This window comes from Ruegeria sp. HKCCE3926 (genome assembly GCF_017872515.1).
Classification (GTDB): domain Bacteria; phylum Pseudomonadota; class Alphaproteobacteria; order Rhodobacterales; family Rhodobacteraceae; genus Ruegeria.
In genome coordinates this window covers 11,579-32,293 of sequence record NZ_JAEDOU010000015.1, presented here as the reverse complement: position 1 = coordinate 32,293, position 20,715 = coordinate 11,579, and the positions used below count along the sequence as shown (strand labels likewise).

The following is a 20,715-nucleotide window of genomic DNA, read 5'->3' as shown; positions in this document are numbered from 1 at the left end:
TCAGCCATCGCACAGGCGGCTACCGTCATCTTTTTGGCTATGAATTCTGACCCTAGGTTATCGGCTAGGCGGATTGCGCCTGTCATCATCTTGCACGTCAAAATCCTCGCCTGAAATGACTGTCAAACTCATCAGGCGTTGGTCCATCCAATGCAGTAAGGTTTCGTTGCAATGACCGCGCGCTAGCTGTTCCCAACAGGACAGAGGCTGCCAACTCATGCCGTTTGGCAAAGTGAAGCGCCGCAGTTGCCAGTTGCAGCCCAAGCACCTCGGCTCTTGTTTGAAGGTTTTTTACCTGCTCGATGACTTCCGGTGATGCCGGGACATAATCATAGGTTGCTCCTTCGACCGGGCCGGTAGCGAGGATGCCCGAATTGAACACGCCGCCCAGTACCAGGCTAGTACCTAGCGCTCGGCATTTGGCGGTGAGCTCCTGTTCTGCCGATCGGTCCAGAAGTGTTAGCCGACCAGCCAACAGGATCACGTCGATGGGGCCATGGTCCATTACGTCGAGACAAATCTGGTTTTCGTTCACGCCCAGCCCGAAAGCCCGGATTTTGCCCTGCTCCTTCAACCTTACCAGCCGTTCATATCCCGACCCGAGGAAGGCTTCCATATGGGCGCTATTGTCCTGTCCGTGAGTGTATTCACCGATATCGTGGACATAGACGATATCTGCGTAGTTGGTATTCAGAAGGCCAAAACTGTGTTCCAGCGAAGCTTCAATCCCGTCGCCTGAATAGTCATAGCGCACCGCGTTGGGCAGCGGATCGACAAAGCCATCGGCCTCGACCATCGCTGATCCGGGTGACAGCACCCGCCCAACCTTGGTTGAAATGACGTATTCGTCGCGGGGATACCGCGTAAGGAAGCGGCCCAGTCGCATTTCGGACAGGCCGCGACCATAATGCGGTGCGGTATCGAAATAACGGATACCCGCGTCCCAAGCGCATTGCAGCACCTCATCCACCTGCGCGTCGGTCGCTGGGCGGTACAGGTTTCCGATACTCGCACAGCCAAACGATGCCTCGGTCACGCGCACACCGGTATTCCCAATGAGGTTCTGTCGCATCAGGCCGCTCCTTGCTCGGCGGTTTGCGTTGCAGATGGTTGATGTTGATAATCGGCGATCGAGCTTGCCTTCATCTCGATGGAAAACCCCGGCGCCACAGGTGCCTGATAGGCACCGTTCTCCACGATGCAGGGGTCGACGAAATGCTCGTGCAGGTGATCGACAAATTCGATGCGTTTGTCGTCTTTTTCACCGGTGATCGCCACATAATCGATCATCGACAGATGCTGCACATACTCGCACAGGCCCACGCCGCCGGCATGGGGCCAGACCGGCAAGCCAAATTTTGCTGCCATCAGCTGTACCGCAAGCACTTCGTTCAAACCGCCCAGACGACAGCTGTCGATTTGCACGAAATCAATAGCCTCGTTGGCAATGAACTGTTTGAACAGAATGCGGTTCTGGCACATTTCACCCGTCGCCACCTTGATCGGGGCAATTGCCTGACGGATTTTTCTGTGCCCAACCACATCGTCGGGGCTGGTGGGTTCCTCGATGAACAAAGGTCGCGCAAATGATAGTTCCTTGACCCAGTCGATAGCCTGATCGACCTCCCATACCTGATTGGCGTCGATCATGATGTTCATGCCCTCGCCCAGTTCCTCGCGGGCGATAGTCAGGCGGCGGATGTCGTCGGCCAGTTCGCGGCCCACCTTGAACTTGGTATGGGTAAATCCGGCCTCGCGCGCTTCGCGGCACAAGCGGCGCAGCTTATCGTCGGAATAGCCCAGCCATCCTGCCGAGGTGGTATAGCAGGGATAACCTTCGGCCCTCAGCTTTGCGATCCTGTCCGCCTTGCCCGGTTCGGCCCTGCGCAGAATGTCCAGCGCCTCGTCCCTGGTCAGAACATCGGTCATGTAGCGGAAATCGACAAGTTGCACGATTTCCTCGGGCGTCATTTCCCCGACCAGTTGCCAGACGGGCTTGCCGGCCTCTTTCGCCAGCAGATCCCAGACCGCATTGACCACCGCACCGGTGGCCAGATGGATTGCACCCTTGTCCGGCCCGATCCAGCGCAACTGGCTGTCGCCGGTGACATAGCGCCAGAACCGTCCCATGTCTTCGCGCGCCCAATCCAGATCGAGACCGACCAGCAGGTGCCGCATCGCCTCAATAGCGGTAATGCAAATCTCATTCCCTCGCCCGATGGTGAAGGTCAGGCCATGGCCCTGATACGCGCCATCGGTTTCCAGCACCACATAGGCGGCGGAATAATCCGGGTCGGGGTTCATTGCGTCTGACCCGTCCAGCGAGTCTGAGGTCGGGAACCGCAGGTCGAAGGTTTTCAGGTCGGTAATGGTAACCATCAGCCCGCCACCACGTTCTGACGTTGAACACCCAGCCCTTCGATGCCAAGTTCAACAACGTCGCCAGGCTTCAGATAGGTCTGAGGGTTCTGCCCCATACCGACACCCGGAGGCGTACCGGTCGAGATTACATCGCCGGGCTGCAGCGACATGAATTGCGACAGGTGCGAGATAACGGTTGCCACGTCGAAATGCATGGTCCGGGTCGAGCCGTCCTGATAGCGGTGGCCGTTGACCTCTAGGTACATGGGCAGGTTCTGCGGGTCGGCAACCTCGTCCCGTGTCACCAGCCAGGGACCGATCGGGCCGAACGTGTCCGCCGACTTGCCCTTGACCCATTGGCCCGAGCGGTGCAGCTGGAAATCACGCTCGGACAGGTCGTTGATGACGCAATAACCTGCCACATGGTCCAGCGCCTCTTCGACATTGACGTATTTGGTGTGCTTGCCGATCACCACGCCCAACTCGACCTCCCAATCGGTCTTGACCGAGCTGCGCGGGATTTCGGTGTCGTCGTTCGGCCCGCAGATCGAGGAAGTGGCCTTGAAGAAGATCACCGGCTCCTGCGGCAGTTCCATGCCGCTTTCGGCGGCGTGGTCAGCATAGTTCAAGCCGATACAGATGAATTTTCCCACCTGGCCCACGCAGGCGCCGATACGCGGGTCGCCATCGACCAACGGCAATGAGTCAGGGTCGATGCCACGCAACTTGTCCAGCGCGGCGTCGCTTAGAGTGTCGCCCGAAACATCATCAACAACACCCGACAGGTCGCGAATGTTCCCTTCGGCATCCAGCAAACCCGGTTTTTCGGACCCGACCGGGCCATAGCGCAACAGTTTCATCTCTCAATTCTCCTGCAAATCAAATGGACCAGCCGCCGTCGATGGCGTGGTTCTGTCCTGTGGTGAAGGCGCTGTCGTCGCTGGCGAGGTACAGTGCCAATGCCGCGATTTCTTCGGCGGTTCCGATGCGGCCCATCGGCTGACGTGCGATGAAGTCCTTCAGTGCCTGTTCATAGTTGCCGGTGGCGCGCAAACGTCCGTGCATCGAGGGGCTGTCAACGGTGCCCGGGCAGATCGCGTTGCAGCGAATGCCACGGGTGACATAGTCAGCGGCCACTGCCTTGGTGATACCGATCACCGCCGCCTTGGACGCGCAATAGGCAAACCGGTTCGGCACGCCCTTGATCGAGGACGCGACCGAGGACATGTTGATGATCGATCCGCCACCGTTGTCCAGCATTCCCGGCAGGGTCAGACGGATCAGCCGATACATCGCCTTGACGTTCAGATCAAAGCTGAAATCCCAGTCCTTTTCGTCACATTCCAGAATGGTGCCGTTCGCCACATAGCCCGCGCAGTTGAACAGAACGTCCAGCGGGCCGATATCTGTAACGGCGGCCTCTACTGCGGCGCCATCGGTCACATCCAGCTTCAGCGCAGTGACACGCGGGTTGTTAGCCAATTCCGCCAGCGCATCCTCGTTGATGTCGCTGGCGATGACCTCGCCCCCTTCGGCGGCGAACAGCTCGGCCGTCGCCCGTCCGATGCCCTGGCCTGCGGCGGTGATGAGTGTCTTTTTTCCGGCCAGACGGCCCGTTGTGTCAGTCATAGCTTTTAATCCGTGTGAAATACTTCTTGCATCATCGACCATTGCTCGCCCTCGGCGCGGCTGGCCAGAGGCGACTGGCAGGGGTCGGTATGGGTCCACCATTCCTGAGTCAACGGGTCCTTGGCCATCTTGGCCATATCCGCAGTGAAATCCTCGCCGTGATATTCCCAGTACCCGAACAACAGGTTTTCCGGCTCGCGCAGGAAGATGGTATAGTTGCGAATGTTGCTGTTTCTGATCTGCTTAAGAACCTGCGGCCAGACGGCGGCGTGCAGGCGCTTATATTCTTCGATCATCTCGGGTTTGACCCCGATTACCATGCCCATGCGCTGCATCATGCACCTTCCTTGACGGTTTTGACCTCGGAAAGCCGCGAAATCGCATCCCAATCCCAATCGATACCCAAACCGGGTTCATCAGAAGGGATGGCGTGACCGTCCGCAATCCGGATTGGGCCGTTGGTCACGGTGTCCAATTGCGGGATGTATTCCAGCCATTTTGCGTTAGGGATAGCGCACACCAGCGGCAGGTGCAGCTCCATCAGGAAATGCGGGCAAACCATGACGTTGAACGCCTCGGCCATGTGCGCCACCTTCAGCCACGGGGTGATGCCACCAATCCGGGCCACATCCACCTGCACGATCGAGGCCGCGCCCATTTGCAGGTAATCCTTGAACTGGCTCAGCGAATACATACTTTCGCCCACCGCAATCGGCACGCTGGTGTGTTGCGCTAGTTGCACATGGCCTGCCACATCATCGGCGGGCAGCGGTTCTTCGAACCAGCCTATCCCGTGCTCCTCGAGAACCCGCGCCCGGCGGATCGCTTCGGACAGAGTAAAGCCCTGATTGCCATCGGTCAAAATCTCGTACCCGCCACCCAGGGCAGACCGGACCGCCCCCAGACGCGCGTCATCTTCGCTCAGGTGATCGCGGCCGATCTTGATTTTTGAGCCGCGAAAGCCCTGTGCCTGCATCGCCAGCGCGTCATCGACCAGCGCCTGCGTTTCCAGATGCAACCAGCCGCCCTCGGTGGAATAAAGCGGCACTTTTTCGCGCGATCCCCCGGCGGCTTTCCAAAGCGGCAGACCTTGCTTGCGGCAACGCAGATCCCAAAGCGCGGTGTCGATGGCGGCCAGCGCCAACGAGGTGATTGCGCCCACCGCTGTCGCGTGAGTGGCAAACAGCAGGTCGCGCCAGATGCCTTCGATCCGGTCCGGGTCGCGCCCGGTCAGCATCGGGGCCAGCGTGTGTTCCAGCAGCGCCATGACAGATGGCCCACCTGTGCCAATGGTATAGGAATAGCCCGTACCACTGGCGCCGTCGCTGTCATAGACAGTAAGGATCGGGGTTTCTTGACTGACAAAGGTCTGAATGGCGTCGACCCGTTTCACCTTGGGCACCAGATCGATCATGCGCAGTTCAATATGAGTGATTGTCGCCATGCTTACCCCCGGATCGCCTTGCCCGATGCAGCGTCAAAGACATGGGTCTTGTCCAGCATCAGGCGGAACTTCATCGCCTCGCCCGGAGCGACGGGGCGCGGATTGAACATCTTGGCCTGGACCTCGACCCCGGCCAGGTCGGCGAACAGCAGCGTCTCGGTGCCAAGCGGTTCCGTCAGCGTGACGGACAGGTCCAGCTCTGCGGTCTCGCCTTCTTCCTCGACCGAGTGGCCCACTGGCATCAGGTTGTCGGCGCGGAAACCGAACCGCACCTTTTGGCCGTCGCGAACAAGTGACCGCGCGGATGCGGGAACGGACAGCTCGATACCGCCATTCAGACGAAGGGTGCCACCGGACACCTCTCCATCGACAAGGTTCATCGGCGGCGAGCCGATGAAGGTCGCCACGAAGGTATCTACCGGCGTGTTGAACAGGTCCAGCGGGGTGCCGACCTGCACTATATGGCCGTCGCGCATCAGAACGATTCGATCCGCCAGCGTCATCGCCTCGACCTGATCGTGTGTTACGTAGATAATGGTGTTGCCGACCTTCTGGTGCAGCTTCTTGATCTCGACCCGCATCTGGGTGCGCAGCTTGGCGTCAAGGTTCGACAGCGGCTCGTCAAACAGGAACACGTCGGGGTGCCGCACGATGGCGCGGCCCATTGCGACGCGCTGGCGCTGACCGCCCGACAGTTCGGCGGGCTTGCGCTCCATCAACTCGTCCAGTCCCAGAATGCCCGCCGCCTCGGCCACAGATTTGGCAATCTCATCCACGGGCCGCTTGGCGATCTTCAGTGAAAAGCCCAGATTTTCGCGCACGGTCATATGCGGATACAGAGCATAGTTCTGGAACACCATCGAGATGTTACGTTCGCGCGGGGGCAGGTCATTGACGACACGGCCGCCGATGGCGATCTCGCCGCCGGAGATTTCTTCGAGTCCGGCAATCATCCGCAGCGTCGTCGACTTGCCGCAGCCCGAAGGGCCGACCAGCACGACGAACTCTCCGTCATGGATGCCCAGGTCGATGCCGTGCACAGCCTGATGCTTGCCATATTTCTTGACGACATTGGAAAGGGTAACTTCAGTCATTTTCTTATCCTTTGACGCCGCCGAAGGTCAGGCCGGCAATCAGGTGTTTCTGGACGATGAAGGTCAGGACCAGCGCGGGCACGATCATGAGAACCGCAAGCGCGCACATTCCCCCCCAGTTGATGGTAAATTCGGCGGTAAAATCCAAAAGACCCACAGGCATCGTCTTGGACCCGACCGAGCGGGTCAGCTGCGACGCCAGCGCGAATTCGTTCCACGAGGTGAGGAAGGCAAAGATCGCCGCCGAGGCAACGCCCGAGCGCGCCACCGGAAATTCCACCCTCCAGAATGCCTGCCAGCGGGTGCAGCCGTCAATTTCTGCCGCTTCGTGCAGCTCTTTCGGGATCTGGCGGAAGAACCCGTCGGTCAACCAGATGGTGAACGGCACGTTCATCGCCACATAGGCCAGGATCAGGCCGAAATGGGTGTCGATGATGCCGACCCGGGCAAACACGATGAACAGGGGCAGCGACAACGCCACACCGGGAACCGCGCGGAACAGCATCAGCCCGACAAAATAGCCCGATTTGCCCTTGAAGCGATAGCGGGCAAAGGCATAGCCGCCCGACATGCCGATCAGGATCGCGATAAAGGTTGAGACGACCGAAACGATCAGCGAGTTGCGGAAATAGCTGAACACTGGCACACCGCCCTCGCCCGCGCCGCCGAACATGGCGCGGTAGTGGTCTAGCGTAAAGCTGGGGGTCCAGACCGGCGGTTTGGCCATAATCTCGACCGTTGGACGGAACGAGTTGAGAACAATCCAGAGCCCGGGAATGCAAATGATCGACATAATCAGGAACAGCCCGATGAAGTGCGCAGTTTTCAGGGCGCGGCGGCGATTGCGATGTGCTAGATTGCGGTCCATTGGCCCTACCCCGCCATTCCCAGTTCAGCACGTGCGGCGCTGAGCTTGCGGAAGAAATAGATGGTGAAGAGGATCGACAGCAGGATCGAGATATAACCCATCGCGTTCGCCAGCCCCATGCGGGCATCGACATAGCCGGTGCGGCTCATCAACGTCCACAACAGTTCCGTGCGACGGGCAGGGCCGCCGCCTGTCATGATCTGCACGATGTCATAGGCCCGTGCGACGTCCAGCGAGCGGATGGTCATGGCAATAAAGATGAATGGCATCAGGAACGGCAGAGTGATGTGGCGGAAGGTCTGCCAGGCGGTGCAGCCATCGACCTTGGCGGCCTCGAGCGGGTCACGCGGCATGGCGAACAGACCGGCCAGGATCAGAATGGCGAAGACGGATGTGCTCATCCAGATTTCCGCGAACATGATCGAGAACATCGCAAGGTTGCCGTCCACCAGCCACGGCAGCGAGGCATTTTGGAAGCCCACCGATTGCAACACGTTGTTCACCAGCCCGATATTGTCGTTGAAGATGAACTTGAACTGAAAGCCAACAAGAATGGGCGAGAACATCATCGGGAACATCAGGATCGTGCGCAGCGTACGCTGCCCCCATGTGACCTTGTTCATCATCAACGCAATGCCCAGTCCCAACAGCAGTTCCAGATTCAGAACGATGGTCAGGAACAGCACCGTGCGCCCGAACGCCGCCCAGAATTTCGCATCGGTCAGGATTTTTTCGTAATTGAAGAACCCCACCCATTTCCACAGCGTCGAAGGCCGCGTCAGCTTGTACGACGTGAAGCTGGAATAGAGCGAGAAGATGAGAGGGATCAGAACAACTGCGGCAATCACGATGATCGCAGGCAACAGAAGGACTAACCACTCGGGCAAGCGGCGGCGGGTCATGGTGCACCTTTTGGGGGTCTTGGGGGTTCACCCGCAGCGGAACACCCGCCGCGGATACTTGTGGGTCCGGGTTCAGTAGTAACCAGATTCCCGCATCAGCTCGTCCACCGCAGCCGCGGCATCGTCCAGCGCCTGCTGCACAGTCTTGTCGCCAACGATGGCGGCCTGCAGTTCCGGAAAGACCAGGTTTGTGGTCTCGCCCCATTCCGGGATTGGCGGTACCGCAAAGGCGTATTTCGCACCTTCGGCAAACGCGGCCAGAGCTTCGGCGCGGAATGCGTCATCACCAGCTTGCGCCGCAGCGACGTTGGCCTCCCAAACGGCTGTCCGTGTCGGCAGCGAGCCACCAGCGCTTTCGGCCAACTGGCTTTCCTCGCTGGTCAGGAACTGAACAAGCGATACTGCGGCGTCTTTGTTTGCACAGTCACTGGTGACCGAGAACCCGTGATGCCCGGACCAACCGGTCCGCGTCGCCGAACCCATGGGTTGCACAGCAACGCCGACGTTGCCAGCAGCCTTGGACGATTCCGGATCGTTGAAGAACCCGGCCCAGCCCGGCCAGTCCAGGTTCAGCGCCACGGTTCCACTGGCAAAGCCCTGCCCCAGATCGTCCCACACATAGGACGTCGTGCCAGCCGGAACCGCCTTGGCCTCGTACAGGTCTACGAACCACTGCAGCGCGCGCTGACCTGCCTCGGAATTGAAGATTGGTTTCTTGTTTTCGTCCAGATAGTTGCCGCCCTCGGCGACAACCATCTCATAGAACCGACCCACGATGGCCTCATCCTTGCCTGCATACTGAGTGCCGTAGAAATTCGGAGGGTCGGCAAAAAAGATCGCCTGATCTTTGACCTGCTCCCACGTCTCGGGAACAGCCAGATCATAGCCGTATTTTTCCTTGAACGCGGCGGCCTTGTCGGCGTCTTCATAGTTCGACTTCAGGTAATAAAGCACTGAAACGTCAAACTGCGCGCGCGGCAGCATCAAAAGCTGGCCGTCGACCGTCGAGGCGCCAATGTTGCCCGGAACGAATTCGGCAATGGTTTCCGCTGGAACCAGCTCGTTCAGATCAACATAGAGCCCTTCATACTGGGGCGCAAAGGAAGAGTGGTTTGAACCCACGCACCAGCTGGTGGTCCCAGCGGCCATGTCCGACTTGATTTCCTTGTCGATCTCGAAGTGGCTTTTTTTCGAAATAATGTCGACCTTGGCGCCGGTCGCAGCTTCCCATTCGGCAATACGGCCATAGAGACCTTCGTATTGTTGACCGCCGATCAGTTTCGCCTCGATGGTCGCGCCATCAAAGCTCCCCCAATCCGACGCACTTGCCGATTCGACGGCCGCGACTATCGCTGTTCCGACCATCAAACCCATTAAAATGCTGGATTTTTTCATCATGTCCTCCCTGATGCAATCAAGCGATGCTTGTTGTTTGTTCGTATTTAAAACATTTATTCATCTATAAATCAATGTTGACTTAGCCTTCCCAATGACTGAAAATCAATCAGGAATATTGCGCGACAGGGCACTGTATGGACGACATCACCGACAAATACCGCGCACCCGCGCTGGAAAAAGGCCTGGATATCATCGAGCTTTTGGCTGACCACGGTGAGGGACTGACCCAGGGAGAGGTCGCAAAGGCGCTGGAACGGTCCCCGTCTGAGATTTACCGGATGCTCTCGACACTGGTACGGCGCGGGTATGTCATCCGGTCCCTGTCAGGCGATCGATATTCACTTGGCCTGAAGATGTTCGCTATTTCGCAGCGACACCCGCCGATTGGACGGGTAATCGAAAGTGCCCTGCCCCGTATGCGCGCGATAACACGAAAAACTTGGCAATCCTGCCATATGGGAATGGAAAGCAACGGTGATATCGTGATCGTGGCCTCAGCGGAGTCTCCGGGCAATTGGGGCCTTGCGCTGAAAACCGGAACCGTCGTGGGGCTGGGGAATACAGGCTCTGGCCGGGTGCTGGCGGCCTTCCGTTCAAATGAAGAAGTCGAGGACCTGATCGAGCAGCACCGCCTTGCCGTAGGTGAACCCCCGCTGGACCGTAGCGAGTTCATGGAGCATATCGCCCGCATCCGACGCTTGGGCTATGAAAAAATGCCGTCTGCAACTGCGATCGGTGTAACCAATGTGGCTTTCCCGATTTTTGGCCCGGGCGGCAGGGCCGCAGCGGTGCTGAGCTGCCCCTATCTGGAACGTGTCGACGATCTGAAAGTCCCCTCTCTGGACGAAATCGTGAATATGCACCGGGAACTGGCCCGGGAACTGACGTTGCTTCACGGTGGATCAACACCGGAATTCGGAGCCGCTTAAGGCGGCTTAACAAAAAACATGATCAGAGGTTTTAGCATGGTCATCGACACGCATCAGCATTTCTGGAAGCTCGATCGAGGCGATTACGGCTGGCTGACACCCGAGCTTGAAACGCTATATCGCGATTTTCTGCCCAAGGATTTGAAACCTTTGCTGGACGAGGCGGGTATCAGTGGAACCATCGCGGTTCAGGCCGCCGATACTGAGGCCGAGACTGAATACCTGCTGTCTCTTGCAGACACGCATGACTGGATACGAGGGGTTGTCGGGTGGGTGGACCTTGCCGCCGAAACGGCACCAGCCTCGATCGCGCGATTGGCGGCCCATCCAAAGCTTCTTGGACTACGCCCGATGATACAGGACATTCCCGATGACGCTTGGATGCTGCGCGATGATCTGCGTCCGGCTATCGCTGCCATGGTCGAAAATGATCTGACATTCGATGCTCTGGTATTGCCCCACCATCTACACCATCTCAAAGCGTTTCTGGCAAAATACCCCGATTTGCGAGTCGTCATTGACCATTGCGCCAAGCCCGAAATCCGCAATGGGGCCTATGAGGGCTGGGCGCAGGACATGGCTGACATTGCCGAAAACACGCAGGTGTTTTGTAAACTGTCGGGCATTGTGACCGAAGCCTCGACCGATTGGAAGCCAAGCAGCCTTGAGCCTTACATTGCCCACATTCTTGGCATTTATGCCCCAGAGAGGCTGCTGTTCGGCAGCGACTGGCCGGTTCTTAACCTCGCCTCGGACTACAAATCGTGGCACGAGATCGCCATGGGTGCCATGGGTGACGCAGCAAAAAGTATCCTCTCGCAAAGTCCGAAAGCGGCCTACCCTCGTTTGTCCAGCTAAAACATAGAAGACAACCCGATTGAGCGGGCCTCAATTGATGTTGACAAAAAGGGCTCAAATCCGCCGACAAACATGCTTCAAGCTTGTATCTGAGAGGGAGACCAGCTTCGGCAAATGCACTTTTCACATCCGTCCTGTGTCTTGCGCCGTGCGTGGCAGACCGTTGGAAAGGCTGGGTAGAAAACGACTGGAGCTTTGGTCGCCAAGGGCCAGGCCATCTGCTTTAGCCTTGATGTGCAAAAGAGCAGCCTGATGTGTTGAAAAATTTACCCACTTTCAAGCAGCTTCCAATTCCCATGTCGCCCATCCAATAAAGTGGCAAAGTCGTTGGTCGGCATTCTCTCTCTGCAACCCTGCGGTTGAACTTTTTGCATTCTGCTGAAACTGTGCGCAGAAGAAGAAGGATGGGGCCTGCGCCGTGTATATTCTCAGATCTGTCGGGCCGGCCGTTTCCCGCGTTTCACCGATTGAAGCGGCTCGTGCGGGTCTGGGCGCTCTTGTCGGTCTTGGGCTGACGGGACTGTTCCTTCTGACTCCGGGTTCCGATCTGGATTTGGGTCTTTATCTTGTAGCACCCTTCGGAGCGACCTCTGTCTTGCTCTTTGCTGTCCCAAATAGCCCGCTCGCGCAGCCTTGGTCCGCCGTTGTCGGCAATACGGTGGCGGCCCTTGTCGGCGTGGCTGTTTGCATGACAATCGCAGACTCGGCGCTACGCGTTGCGCTTGCAGTTGGGCTTGCCATTACCGCAACAATCCTGTGCCGGGCGCTTCATCCGCCGGCAGGAGCCGTCGCCATGACGGCCGCTTTGAATCCCGAGGCCATCGCGCAATTGGGGTTCTGGTTTGCGCTTGCACCGATTGCGGTCGGAACCTGTGTCCTTGTCATCCTTGCGACAGTCTATGCCCGGATCACCGGACGTCGCTATCCATTCCGGCAATTCGACGATCCGAGCAATAATCAATCGGAAGAAAAGAACCCCTCAGAGCGCCTCGGCCTGTCCGAAGAAGAACTTGCAGGTATTCTGGAGCGCTACCGACACTCCTTCAATCTGGGGGTCGAGGATCTGGCACGCCTGATCAGCGCGGCGGAACTGCAGGCGGCAACACACGTGACCGCACCTTTGACGGCAAAAGATGTCATGTCCTCCAGTCTGATCACAGTGGGTCCCGAAACGGCGCTCGGGGAGGTTGCCGAGCTGTTCAAAAGGCACAGGTTCATTTCTCTTCCTGTCGTCGGAAACGACGAAAAGTTTCTGGGCGTCATTTTTCAGATGCATCTGATCAGACAGGCCCGTGAAGACGCAATCAGGTTGAAGCGCGGATATTTTTCGACACTCAATCGTTTATTGGATCGCAAAAGGGAGATGCCTGTGACAGCGGGTGACATCATGGAGGTGGCAGGCCCGCGCGTGACGACAAATTCACCCCTCGGGGTGCTGCTTCCGATGATGGCGGTTGAGGATGTCGACGCCGTCCCTGTCCTCGAATACGATCGCATCGTAGGGATTGTCACGCGGACCGACCTGATCGCCGCATTGGCACGAGCCGCTGTTCGCAGCGGTTAATCCGCAGGCAATCGGCGACGTCAAGTTCTTTGCGCATAGATCGGATGTTCAGATTTCTTCGAGTAAGACCCGATTGACGGAAGGACAATGCCTGAGAAGCCGGGGCGGAAAACCCAGCCCTAACCCTAATATCTGCGCCCTACTCCAGTATTTCGAGTTTTCGGTTCAAACAATCATGGCCATCTGCGCGCGAACGCGATCTGCTGTTTGGACAAGCGCTGCGGTCCCAGGATTTGGGGGCAGTAAGTACTGAGCCTCCCCAACTAAACTGGTCCACCGTTATGTTTAGGAAACAGAGGACCACGAATAGCAAACAAGCGACCGAAGCCCGAAGAGATTGTCTCGAAGTTTCGGCAGGTTGAAGTTCTGATGGGGCAAGGCATGTCCCGTCTCGATGCGATCAGACAGATTGGCGTTGTTGAACAAACCTATTACCGCTGGCGAAAGAAGTACGGCGGAATGGGCGTAGACCAGTTGAAAGAACTGAAACGGCTTCAGAAAGAGAACGAGCGACTGAGACGCGCGGTTTCAGATCTGAAGTTGGACAAACTGATCCTGACGGAAGCCACAAAGGATGAAGGCCGTAAAGTAAATCATCCAGTGGATGATTTGCAGGCCTGAACGCGAAGCCCTACTGAGCCCCGCTCGTCGTCGTGCCTGCATCGATCATGTCCGCAGCCAGCTCAAAGTATCTGAGCGACGCGCCTGCCGCGTGCTGGGGCAACATCGGTCTACGCAGCGGCGGGTCCCACAAGGTCGCGAAGACGAAGACCGGCTGGTGGCCGACATGATTGAGCTGACCCGTCAATACGGGCGATATGGCTATCGCAGGAACACAGCGCTGCTGAGAAAGGCTGGATGGTCTGTCAGTGATGGGCGGATTGAACGGCTCTGGCGGCGAGAGGGGCTGAAAGTACTAATGAAACAACTAAAGAAAGGACGGCTCTGGCTGAACGATGGGTCGTGTGTTCGGCTGAGGCCGGAGTATCGCAATCATGTATGGAGCTATGACTTCGTTCATTGCCGAACCGACGATGGCAAAGCTTTTCGGACGCTGAACATCCTTTATGAGCACAGCCGGGAGTGCCTTGCGATAAAAGTGAAGCGAAAACTGAAGTCGACCGACGTGATCGATGCCCTGACGGGTCTGTTCATCCTTCGTGGCGCACCCGGTTTCATACGTTCGGATAACGGGCCGGAATTTGTCGCCCAGGCCGTCCGAGACTGGATCGCCGCCGTCGGCGCCAAGACGGCTTACATCGAACCTAGCGGCCCGTGGAAGAACGGATACTTTTAAAGTTTCAATGGCAGGTTCAGGGACGAGTTGCTCAACGGTGAGATCTTCTACAGCCTGCGCGAAGCTCAAATTCTGATCGAACAATGGAGGAGACACTACAACACAAAACGCCCCCACAATGCTCTGGGCTATCGCCCGCCAGCGCCCGAAACCATCGTCCCGATGGATCACAGGCCGATGATGCACTAACAATCAACTTGGACCAGTCAGATGAGGCTGCTCAAACATAGATCAACAGCCCTTACAATAGATACCTGTTGTCAGGTGAAGTGAGCGGCGGTTCTGTCCCGCACCGTGCAGTTTCACGGCTTCAATATTCGCTGCACCTTGCATGAATGGCCGAGATCTTCGCTGCAGCGCAGACCGGTTTTCCATGCCGGTGCAGAATTGTTCTACCACTTTGCTCGTTCAGCACATTTTTAACAGATCCGGTATGGGCTCAGCACCGGCCAACGCCGCATGAGAAACAGATACCGGCTTTGGAGTGGCGAACGGCTGGACCGTTCGGCAAGGTGGCTCAAATATCGATGCGCTCAGCGATGCTCAGGGTGTCTTCCAATTCGACGCCGAGATAGCGAACAGTGCCTTCAACCTTAGTATGGCCGAGCAACAGTTGGACCGCACGGATGTTACCGGTCTTTCGATATATCTTTGCTGCCTTTGTCCGGCAGAGCGTGTGCGTGCCGTACCCGCTCGGTTCTAGGCCAATCGCAGTTACCCAGTCTCGAACAAGCCGTCCATACTGGCGGGTTGAGATGTGTGGGCGGTCATGGAACCGGCTGGGGAACATGAAACGGCACGCAAACAACTCGGGTAATTTAACCCAGGCCAAGACGGTTTCGCGCGTGTTTACCGTCGGCTCAAACTGGACTGGTCGCTTGGTCTTTCTCAGGCTTGGGAGCCTTGTCGAATTGGCTGAGCCTGATTGGTGCGCCACAATACGTTTCGTAAAAACGTCCGCTATTGTGGATGAAGCTGCATCGGTCTCTGTCATAACCGATTTGCCTGCGAACGATCATAGCAAACATAGCTTCGCCTACTTGGGCAGCACGACCAAGCGGTTGTGTTTTCATTGAGTGTCAAATCACTTTGATCCCTTTTCGCCGAATGACTCGATCTACCTTTTTTTCGAACTCTTCGATTTCGCGGACCAGCCATTGTTTGAATTTAAGTTCACTTGCCGACAACTTACGCCCCGAAGGGCGGCAGATCGCATAACGTTCGGTGCTACGCGAACCGATTTTAAAGGGGGCGATCAAACGCCCGGTTTCGATGGAATGAAGACACAAGAAACTATCGCCAATGGTTATTCCGGCATCTGAAAGCGCGGCTGAAAGGCATAGGGAGGTTTCATTGAAGCTGGTAAAGGCGGCAGATTCTCCGGGGCTTCCAATGCCAGCTTTTTCAAACCATTGGTCCCAGGGGTTGTAGTTTTTGTCGAGCAGGAAGCGCGCATCTTGATACTGACCACCGTCGCTTATGTGTCTTGCGGCATATTCCGGTGTACAGAGGGGGATGTCGATCCAGTCGCACAGAAACTCCTCTGTAAGATCCGTAGATTCAAAACTTCCTTGTGGTCCGTAGAATATCCGAAAACTAAAGTCTTCTGCATTCCGCAACCGCCCATTGCGTTCGGCGATAATCTCAACGGAAATACCGGGATGGTCGATCAGGAATGTTCCGATTTTCTCGGCAAGCCAGGATGACGCGAAATCTCTTTCGACCAGGACGCGCACGGAATCTGAACGAAGGTCGCTTTCGGTAAGGCGTTCGGTCGTTGCTGAAATCAGATCGAAAGCTTGACGAAGTCCTGCGGCCAGTTCGGCCCCCTGCGCGGTAAGGGTGACGTTGGGACCGGCGCGTGAAACCAGCTGACAGCCCGTGATCGTTTCCAATTCCTTGATCTGCTTGCTTATGGCTGGGCGTGTGACATTCAGAACGGTCGCGGCCTCGGTCAACGTGCCCGTCCGAGCAAAAAGATCAAAGGCGCGCAATGAGGTCAAAGTTGGTTTGATTTGCATGGCCTATGGTAACCTCAGGTTTCGATACGGCACAAATAGTAATTTCACCTTTGAGCATTTGCCTTCTAACGTCGCTGAAATTCATCATCGCAAAGATGATCCGACTAAGGAAGAAACCACATGAATACCCCCATAAAATTTGAAGCTAACGGACCGACAGGTTGGAAAACCACAGCTGACATACCGTTGGAGACGGCTGAGCTTCTTACTGAGCAGCCCCTTGGGTTGGATCACATTTACTTTGAGAACGAAACTCCTGGTATTCGCGCCGGCATCTGGCGCTCCACTGCTTATACAGAGTTCTATGAATCCTATCCCTGCCACGAATTCATGTATGTCATCGAAGGCTCGGTCACACTCGAAAACGAAGAGTTCTCGGAAACCTATTCCAAGGGCGATGCCTTCCTCGTGCCCAAGGGGTTCCGGGGATACTGGAAGCAGACGGAACCCATGCTGAAATACTACGTGATGATCGACTGATCCGGCGGAGATGTGTTTGCATGAACAGTGTCCACAACAACGACGGATCAAGTGACCTCGGGTTCTATGATTACGTGATCATTGGCGCAGGTTCGGCCGGCTGTGTTCTGGCCAACCGGTTGGGCGCGGATCCCAAGCTTCGGATTCTGGTGCTGGAGGCTGGCGGCAGCGATAAATCACTGTTCGTGACGATGCCGACGGCGCTGTCGATTCCGATGAACACCAAACGCTTCAACTGGGGCATGTGGACTGAACCGGAACCCGGTTTGGACGGGCGTGTCATGAACTTGCCGCGCGGCAAAGGGTTGGGCGGGTCGTCTTCGATCAATGGGATGTGCTATGTGCGCGGCAATCCGATGGACTACGAATTGTGGTCCGCGCGCGGGGCCGAAGGCTGGCACTGGGCCAATGTCCTGCCCTATTTCCAGCGCCTTGAGAACGTAAAAGGCGGCGGTCCCTTGCGCGGCACGCAGGGTCCGATATCGGTGACACGAGGCAAGGAAAGCAATCCTCTCTATCCCGCGTTTGTCGAAGCGGGCCGCGAGGCGGGCTATGCCGTCAGCCCCAACATGAACGAGCGCCAGCATGAAGGCGTCGGCCCGATGGAGATGTCGGTCGGCGGCGGCAAACGTGCCAGTGCCGCCGTGGGCTATCTGTATCCCGCGATCAAGCGGGGCAATGTCCGTGTTCTATCTCATGCGCTTGTCGAACGCATTGTGTTTGAAGGCCGCCGGGCGGTAGGGGTCAAGTTCACCAGAAAAGGCACCTCTCAAATCGTTCGCACCACGCGGGATGTTGTCCTGAGCGCCGGTTCCATCATGTCGCCCACCATCCTCAAGCGGTCCGGAATCGGGCCACCAGAGGAACTGGGCAAGCATGGGATCGAGGTGATCGCAGCGAATGATGCCGTGGGCGAAAATTTGATGGACCACCTTGAGGTCTATCTGCAGCAGGAATGCACACAGCCTGTCTCTTTGTTTCCGCATATGTCGCTGCTGGGCAAGGCGATGATCGGTGCGCGCTGGCTTTTGACTAAGGGGGGACTTGGGGCCACCAACCACTTTGAAAGCGGTGGGCACATACGCAGTCGGGCCGGGATCATCTATCCCGATATCCAGTACCATTTCCTGCCGTTGGCAATTTCCTATGACGGCAAGTCCCTGGCTGATGGCCACGGATTCCAGGTCCATGTCGGAACCAAGCGTTCAAAAAGCCGGGGTTGGGTCCGACTGCGCAGCGCGGCCCCCTCAGAACCGCCGCGCGTGCGTTTCAACTATATGACTCACGAAGACGACTGGCTGGAAATGCGCGCCTGCATCCGCCTGACCCGTGAGATCTTTGCCCAACCGGCCTTTGCCCCGTATCGGGGCAGGGAAATCGCACCGGGGGATGACCACCAAAGCGATGCGTGCATCGACCAGTTCATCAAGGAAAAGGTCGAGAGCGCCTATCACCCCTGCGGGACGTGCCGAATGGGGACGGACGACGGCGCGGTCGTCGATCCGCTGACCATGCGGGTCAAAGGTGTGGATGGTCTTCGTCTTGTAGACAGTTCGGTCATGCCGCAAGCGACCGCGGGGGATCTGAATGCCCCCACGCTCATGCTGGCGGAACGGGCTGCTGATCTGATCCTCGGGCAAACGCTGGGTGAAGCTACAGACGCGCCGTTGCTGGCCGATCCAAATTGGAGCACCCGCCAGCGTTCGCCGGACATCAGCCATGATTATGCCAACGAACGCGAGAGTTTGCGCGCAGCGCTTTTGGAAACCACAAACTGAACACTCTCAGGGAGGAGAATACGTGAAACAAAGTATCAAAGAACTGAAAACCGCGCTGGTCCTATCGGCTGCAATGCTGGCCGCATCTATGGCAACTGCCGAGGTTGAATCCGAAGAACCAATCAAAATTGCGGTCAATGAATGGACAGGACAGCACCTGTCAGCCAACATTGCAGCGGAACTTTTGAGGAAAAAGGGCTACAACGTCGAGCTGGTGACCGCAGGCGGTCTGCCACAGTTTACCGCGCTGGCCCAGAATGAGCTGCATTTCAATCCCGAGGTTTGGGACAATTCCATCACAGACGTTTACACCGACGGTCTGGCATCGGGTGCGATTGTCGACATGGGAGAACTGGGCCTCATCCCCCGAGAAGGTTGGATGTACCCTGACTACATGGCTGAAAAGTGCCCCGGCCTACCCGACTATCAGGCGCTCTTCGACTGTGCGCAGGCGTTCGCCACAGCCGAGACATTCCCCGATGGCCGGTTGATCACTTACCCGGCGGACTGGGGCACCCGTTCCAAGTCCGTTGTCGAAGGAATTGGCCTGCCTTTCGTACCGGTCCCCGGCGGTTCCGAAGGTGCAATGGTGGCCGAACTGAAAAGCGCACTGGCGTCCAAAGACCCTATTCTGATGATGTTCTGGCAACCCCATTGGATCTTTGCCGAAGTTGATATGAATTGGGTTGAGTGGAATCCGATTGACGGAGAGTGCGTCGAAGAAGACCAGCAGCGCGAGACAGCCTGCGGGTTCGCTCAGGCTTCGGTCAAGAAAATCGCCTCCAATTCGCTGGCGAAAACCTGGCCCGGAGCGGCAGCGCTTCTCGAGCAGTTCGCTCTGACGAACGAAGATCAAAACGCAATGATCTTTGCCGTAGATCAGGACGGCAGACCGCTGGAAGAGGTTGTTCAGGAATGGATCACGAACAACGAAGACCAATGGTCGGTCTGGATTAACTAAGTCGTTCAGATGCCTTTGACGCTCGGCACAGGGTGCCGGGCGTTAACAATATGAGAGGATCTGCTGTGGGACAGCACGAGTCACCAGAGGAACGCGCGGTAAAGCTTTCCTGCCGCAATCTGTGGAAGGTCTATGGCCCCCGGCCGCAATACTACTTTGACACCTCCGGCTATCAGATAGATCGTGATGCACTGGCTGACCGCATGCGGTCCGAAGTCCATGTTCCAGCAGCCATAGACGTCAGTTTCGATGTCCATGTGGGCGAGATCTTCGTGATTATGGGCCTGTCGGGTTCGGGCAAGTCGACGGTCGTTCGCTGTCTGTCCAGGCTGGTTGATGCCAGCTATGGCGAAGTCCTGTTGGACGGAGAAAACCTGCTGGCGAAATCCGACCGAGAGTTGATCGACATCCGCCGCCACAAGATGGGCATGGTTTTTCAGAACTTTGGGCTTCTGCCGCATCTGACGGTTCTTGAAAACGTAGCCTTTCCGCTGAAACTTCAGGGGATGCCGCTTGCTGAACAGCTTGAACATGCCCAGCGCGTCATCAAGTTGGTCGATCTCGAAGGGCGTGAGTCAAGCTTTCCCGGCCAATTGTCAGGCGGGCAGCAACAACGGGTTGGCATCGCGCGCTCGCTTGCGGTTGAGCCGGATGTCTGGTTTCTGGATGAACCGTTTTCGGCGTTGGATCCTTTGATCCGACGACAAATGCAGGATGAATTTCTGCGTATTCAGAAGATGTTGCACAAATCCATCGTCTTCATCACTCATGATTTTCTTGAAGCGCTGCGCATTGCTGACCGCATGGCGATCATGCGTGATGGCAAGGTGGTACAGATTGGAACGCCCGAAGATCTGATACTGAATCCCGCCGATGACTATGTCGCACAATTCACTAGCGAAGTTCCCCGTATCCGTGTCATGCGGGCCGAAGCCTGCGTGGTCCCACCCGAAGGCGACATCGGCGACCTGCCGCATGTTCCGGGCGCGATGGTGGCCGAAGCCCTCATCACGGAACTTGTCCGCAGCCCCAAGGGGGTGGTTGTCGATGGGGCCGACGGAGGTGTTCTTGGCGTCGTGACGCCTGCTTCACTCATGAAAACACTCGCCGCTTCCTCAGGGGAGGTGTGAA

The 20,715-nt window shown here is 57.2% G+C and carries 18 protein-coding genes and 2 pseudogenes; 8 read left to right on the top strand and 12 right to left on the bottom strand.

Annotated elements, in window-relative coordinates:
* Window positions 1–97: 97 nt before the first annotated feature.
* The 10 genes from I9184_RS20570 to I9184_RS20525 form a co-directional block, all read right to left on the bottom strand.
* On the bottom strand, window positions 98–1,072 hold the full coding sequence (locus I9184_RS20570) for an aldo/keto reductase (protein WP_171725144.1): 975 nt from the start codon (window positions 1,070–1,072) through the stop codon (window positions 98–100).
* Window positions 1,072–2,379 (bottom strand): L-fuconate dehydratase, encoded by a 1,308-nt coding sequence (locus I9184_RS20565; protein WP_171725143.1) that lies wholly within the window; start codon window positions 2,377–2,379, stop codon window positions 1,072–1,074. The genes I9184_RS20570 and I9184_RS20565 overlap by 1 nt, the downstream gene beginning before the upstream one ends.
* Window positions 2,379–3,221 (bottom strand): fumarylacetoacetate hydrolase family protein, encoded by an 843-nt coding sequence (locus I9184_RS20560; protein WP_171630703.1) that lies wholly within the window; start codon window positions 3,219–3,221, stop codon window positions 2,379–2,381. The genes I9184_RS20565 and I9184_RS20560 overlap by 1 nt, the downstream gene beginning before the upstream one ends.
* Window positions 3,222–3,240: 19 nt before the next feature.
* On the bottom strand, window positions 3,241–3,990 hold the full coding sequence (locus I9184_RS20555; protein ID WP_171630705.1) for an SDR family oxidoreductase: 750 nt from the start codon (window positions 3,988–3,990) through the stop codon (window positions 3,241–3,243).
* A 5-nt stretch (window positions 3,991–3,995) separates the two neighbouring features.
* Window positions 3,996–4,328 (bottom strand): L-rhamnose mutarotase, encoded by a 333-nt coding sequence (locus I9184_RS20550; protein WP_245218237.1) that lies wholly within the window; start codon window positions 4,326–4,328, stop codon window positions 3,996–3,998.
* Complete coding sequence (locus I9184_RS20545; RefSeq protein ID WP_171725141.1) at window positions 4,325–5,434, bottom strand: mandelate racemase/muconate lactonizing enzyme family protein; 1,110 nt, start codon at window positions 5,432–5,434, stop codon at window positions 4,325–4,327. Before I9184_RS20545 ends, I9184_RS20550 begins: the two co-directional genes overlap by 4 nt.
* A 2-nt stretch (window positions 5,435–5,436) precedes the next feature.
* On the bottom strand, window positions 5,437–6,528 hold the full coding sequence (gene ugpC, locus I9184_RS20540; protein ID WP_209835590.1) for a sn-glycerol-3-phosphate ABC transporter ATP-binding protein UgpC: 1,092 nt from the start codon (window positions 6,526–6,528) through the stop codon (window positions 5,437–5,439).
* 4 nt (window positions 6,529–6,532) lie between these two features.
* The gene (locus I9184_RS20535; protein WP_171630711.1) at window positions 6,533–7,396 is read right to left on the bottom strand and encodes a carbohydrate ABC transporter permease; all 864 of its coding nucleotides are present in this window, start codon (window positions 7,394–7,396) and stop codon (window positions 6,533–6,535) included.
* A 5-nt stretch (window positions 7,397–7,401) separates the two neighbouring features.
* Entirely contained in the window at window positions 7,402–8,298 is an 897-nt protein-coding gene (locus I9184_RS20530; RefSeq protein ID WP_171630712.1) for a sugar ABC transporter permease, read from the bottom strand.
* A gap of 72 nt (window positions 8,299–8,370) precedes the next feature.
* Window positions 8,371–9,693 carry an extracellular solute-binding protein gene (locus I9184_RS20525; protein WP_209835589.1) on the bottom strand — a complete coding sequence of 441 codons (1,323 nt, stop codon included), beginning with the start codon at window positions 9,691–9,693 and terminating at the stop codon, window positions 8,371–8,373.
* 137 nt (window positions 9,694–9,830) lie between these two features.
* Here I9184_RS20525 and I9184_RS20520 point away from each other — a divergent pair, with 137 nt between their 5' ends.
* From I9184_RS20520 to I9184_RS20505, 4 genes and pseudogenes are all read left to right on the top strand, one after another.
* Window positions 9,831–10,625: an IclR family transcriptional regulator gene (locus I9184_RS20520; protein ID WP_171630722.1), complete on the top strand. Its 795-nt coding sequence runs from the start codon at window positions 9,831–9,833 to the stop codon at window positions 10,623–10,625.
* A gap of 18 nt (window positions 10,626–10,643) precedes the next feature.
* Window positions 10,644–11,483 (top strand): amidohydrolase family protein, encoded by an 840-nt coding sequence (locus I9184_RS20515; protein WP_245218236.1) that lies wholly within the window; start codon window positions 10,644–10,646, stop codon window positions 11,481–11,483.
* A 418-nt stretch (window positions 11,484–11,901) separates the two neighbouring features.
* Window positions 11,902–13,047: an HPP family protein gene (locus I9184_RS20510; RefSeq protein WP_209835588.1), complete on the top strand. Its 1,146-nt coding sequence runs from the start codon at window positions 11,902–11,904 to the stop codon at window positions 13,045–13,047.
* A gap of 306 nt (window positions 13,048–13,353) precedes the next feature.
* Window positions 13,354–14,533, top strand: a pseudogene (locus tag I9184_RS20505) (IS3 family transposase).
* 328 nt (window positions 14,534–14,861) lie between these two features.
* On the opposite strand, the pseudogene I9184_RS20500 reads toward I9184_RS20505, so the two are convergent.
* Window positions 14,862–15,230: pseudogene (locus tag I9184_RS20500) on the bottom strand (tyrosine-type recombinase/integrase); the annotation flags it as partial.
* A gap of 193 nt (window positions 15,231–15,423) precedes the next feature.
* Window positions 15,424–16,365 (bottom strand): LysR family transcriptional regulator, encoded by a 942-nt coding sequence (locus I9184_RS20495; RefSeq protein ID WP_209835586.1) that lies wholly within the window; start codon window positions 16,363–16,365, stop codon window positions 15,424–15,426.
* Between the two features lie 120 nt (window positions 16,366–16,485).
* Here I9184_RS20495 and I9184_RS20490 point away from each other — a divergent pair, with 120 nt between their 5' ends.
* From I9184_RS20490 to I9184_RS20475, 4 genes are all read left to right on the top strand, one after another.
* Window positions 16,486–16,845, top strand: a complete 360-nt coding sequence (locus tag I9184_RS20490; RefSeq protein ID WP_209835585.1) for a cupin domain-containing protein — start codon at window positions 16,486–16,488, stop codon at window positions 16,843–16,845.
* Window positions 16,846–16,865: 20 nt separating this feature from the next.
* The gene (locus I9184_RS20485; protein ID WP_209835584.1) at window positions 16,866–18,623 is read left to right on the top strand and encodes a choline dehydrogenase; all 1,758 of its coding nucleotides are present in this window, start codon (window positions 16,866–16,868) and stop codon (window positions 18,621–18,623) included.
* Window positions 18,624–18,645: 22 nt separating this feature from the next.
* A complete protein-coding gene (locus I9184_RS20480; protein ID WP_348539560.1) occupies window positions 18,646–19,584 on the top strand; it encodes an ABC transporter substrate-binding protein in 939 nt (312 codons plus the stop codon).
* A 65-nt stretch (window positions 19,585–19,649) separates the two neighbouring features.
* On the top strand, window positions 19,650–20,714 hold the full coding sequence (locus I9184_RS20475) for an ATP-binding cassette domain-containing protein (protein WP_348539559.1): 1,065 nt from the start codon (window positions 19,650–19,652) through the stop codon (window positions 20,712–20,714).
* Window position 20,715: the final 1 nt, after the last annotated feature.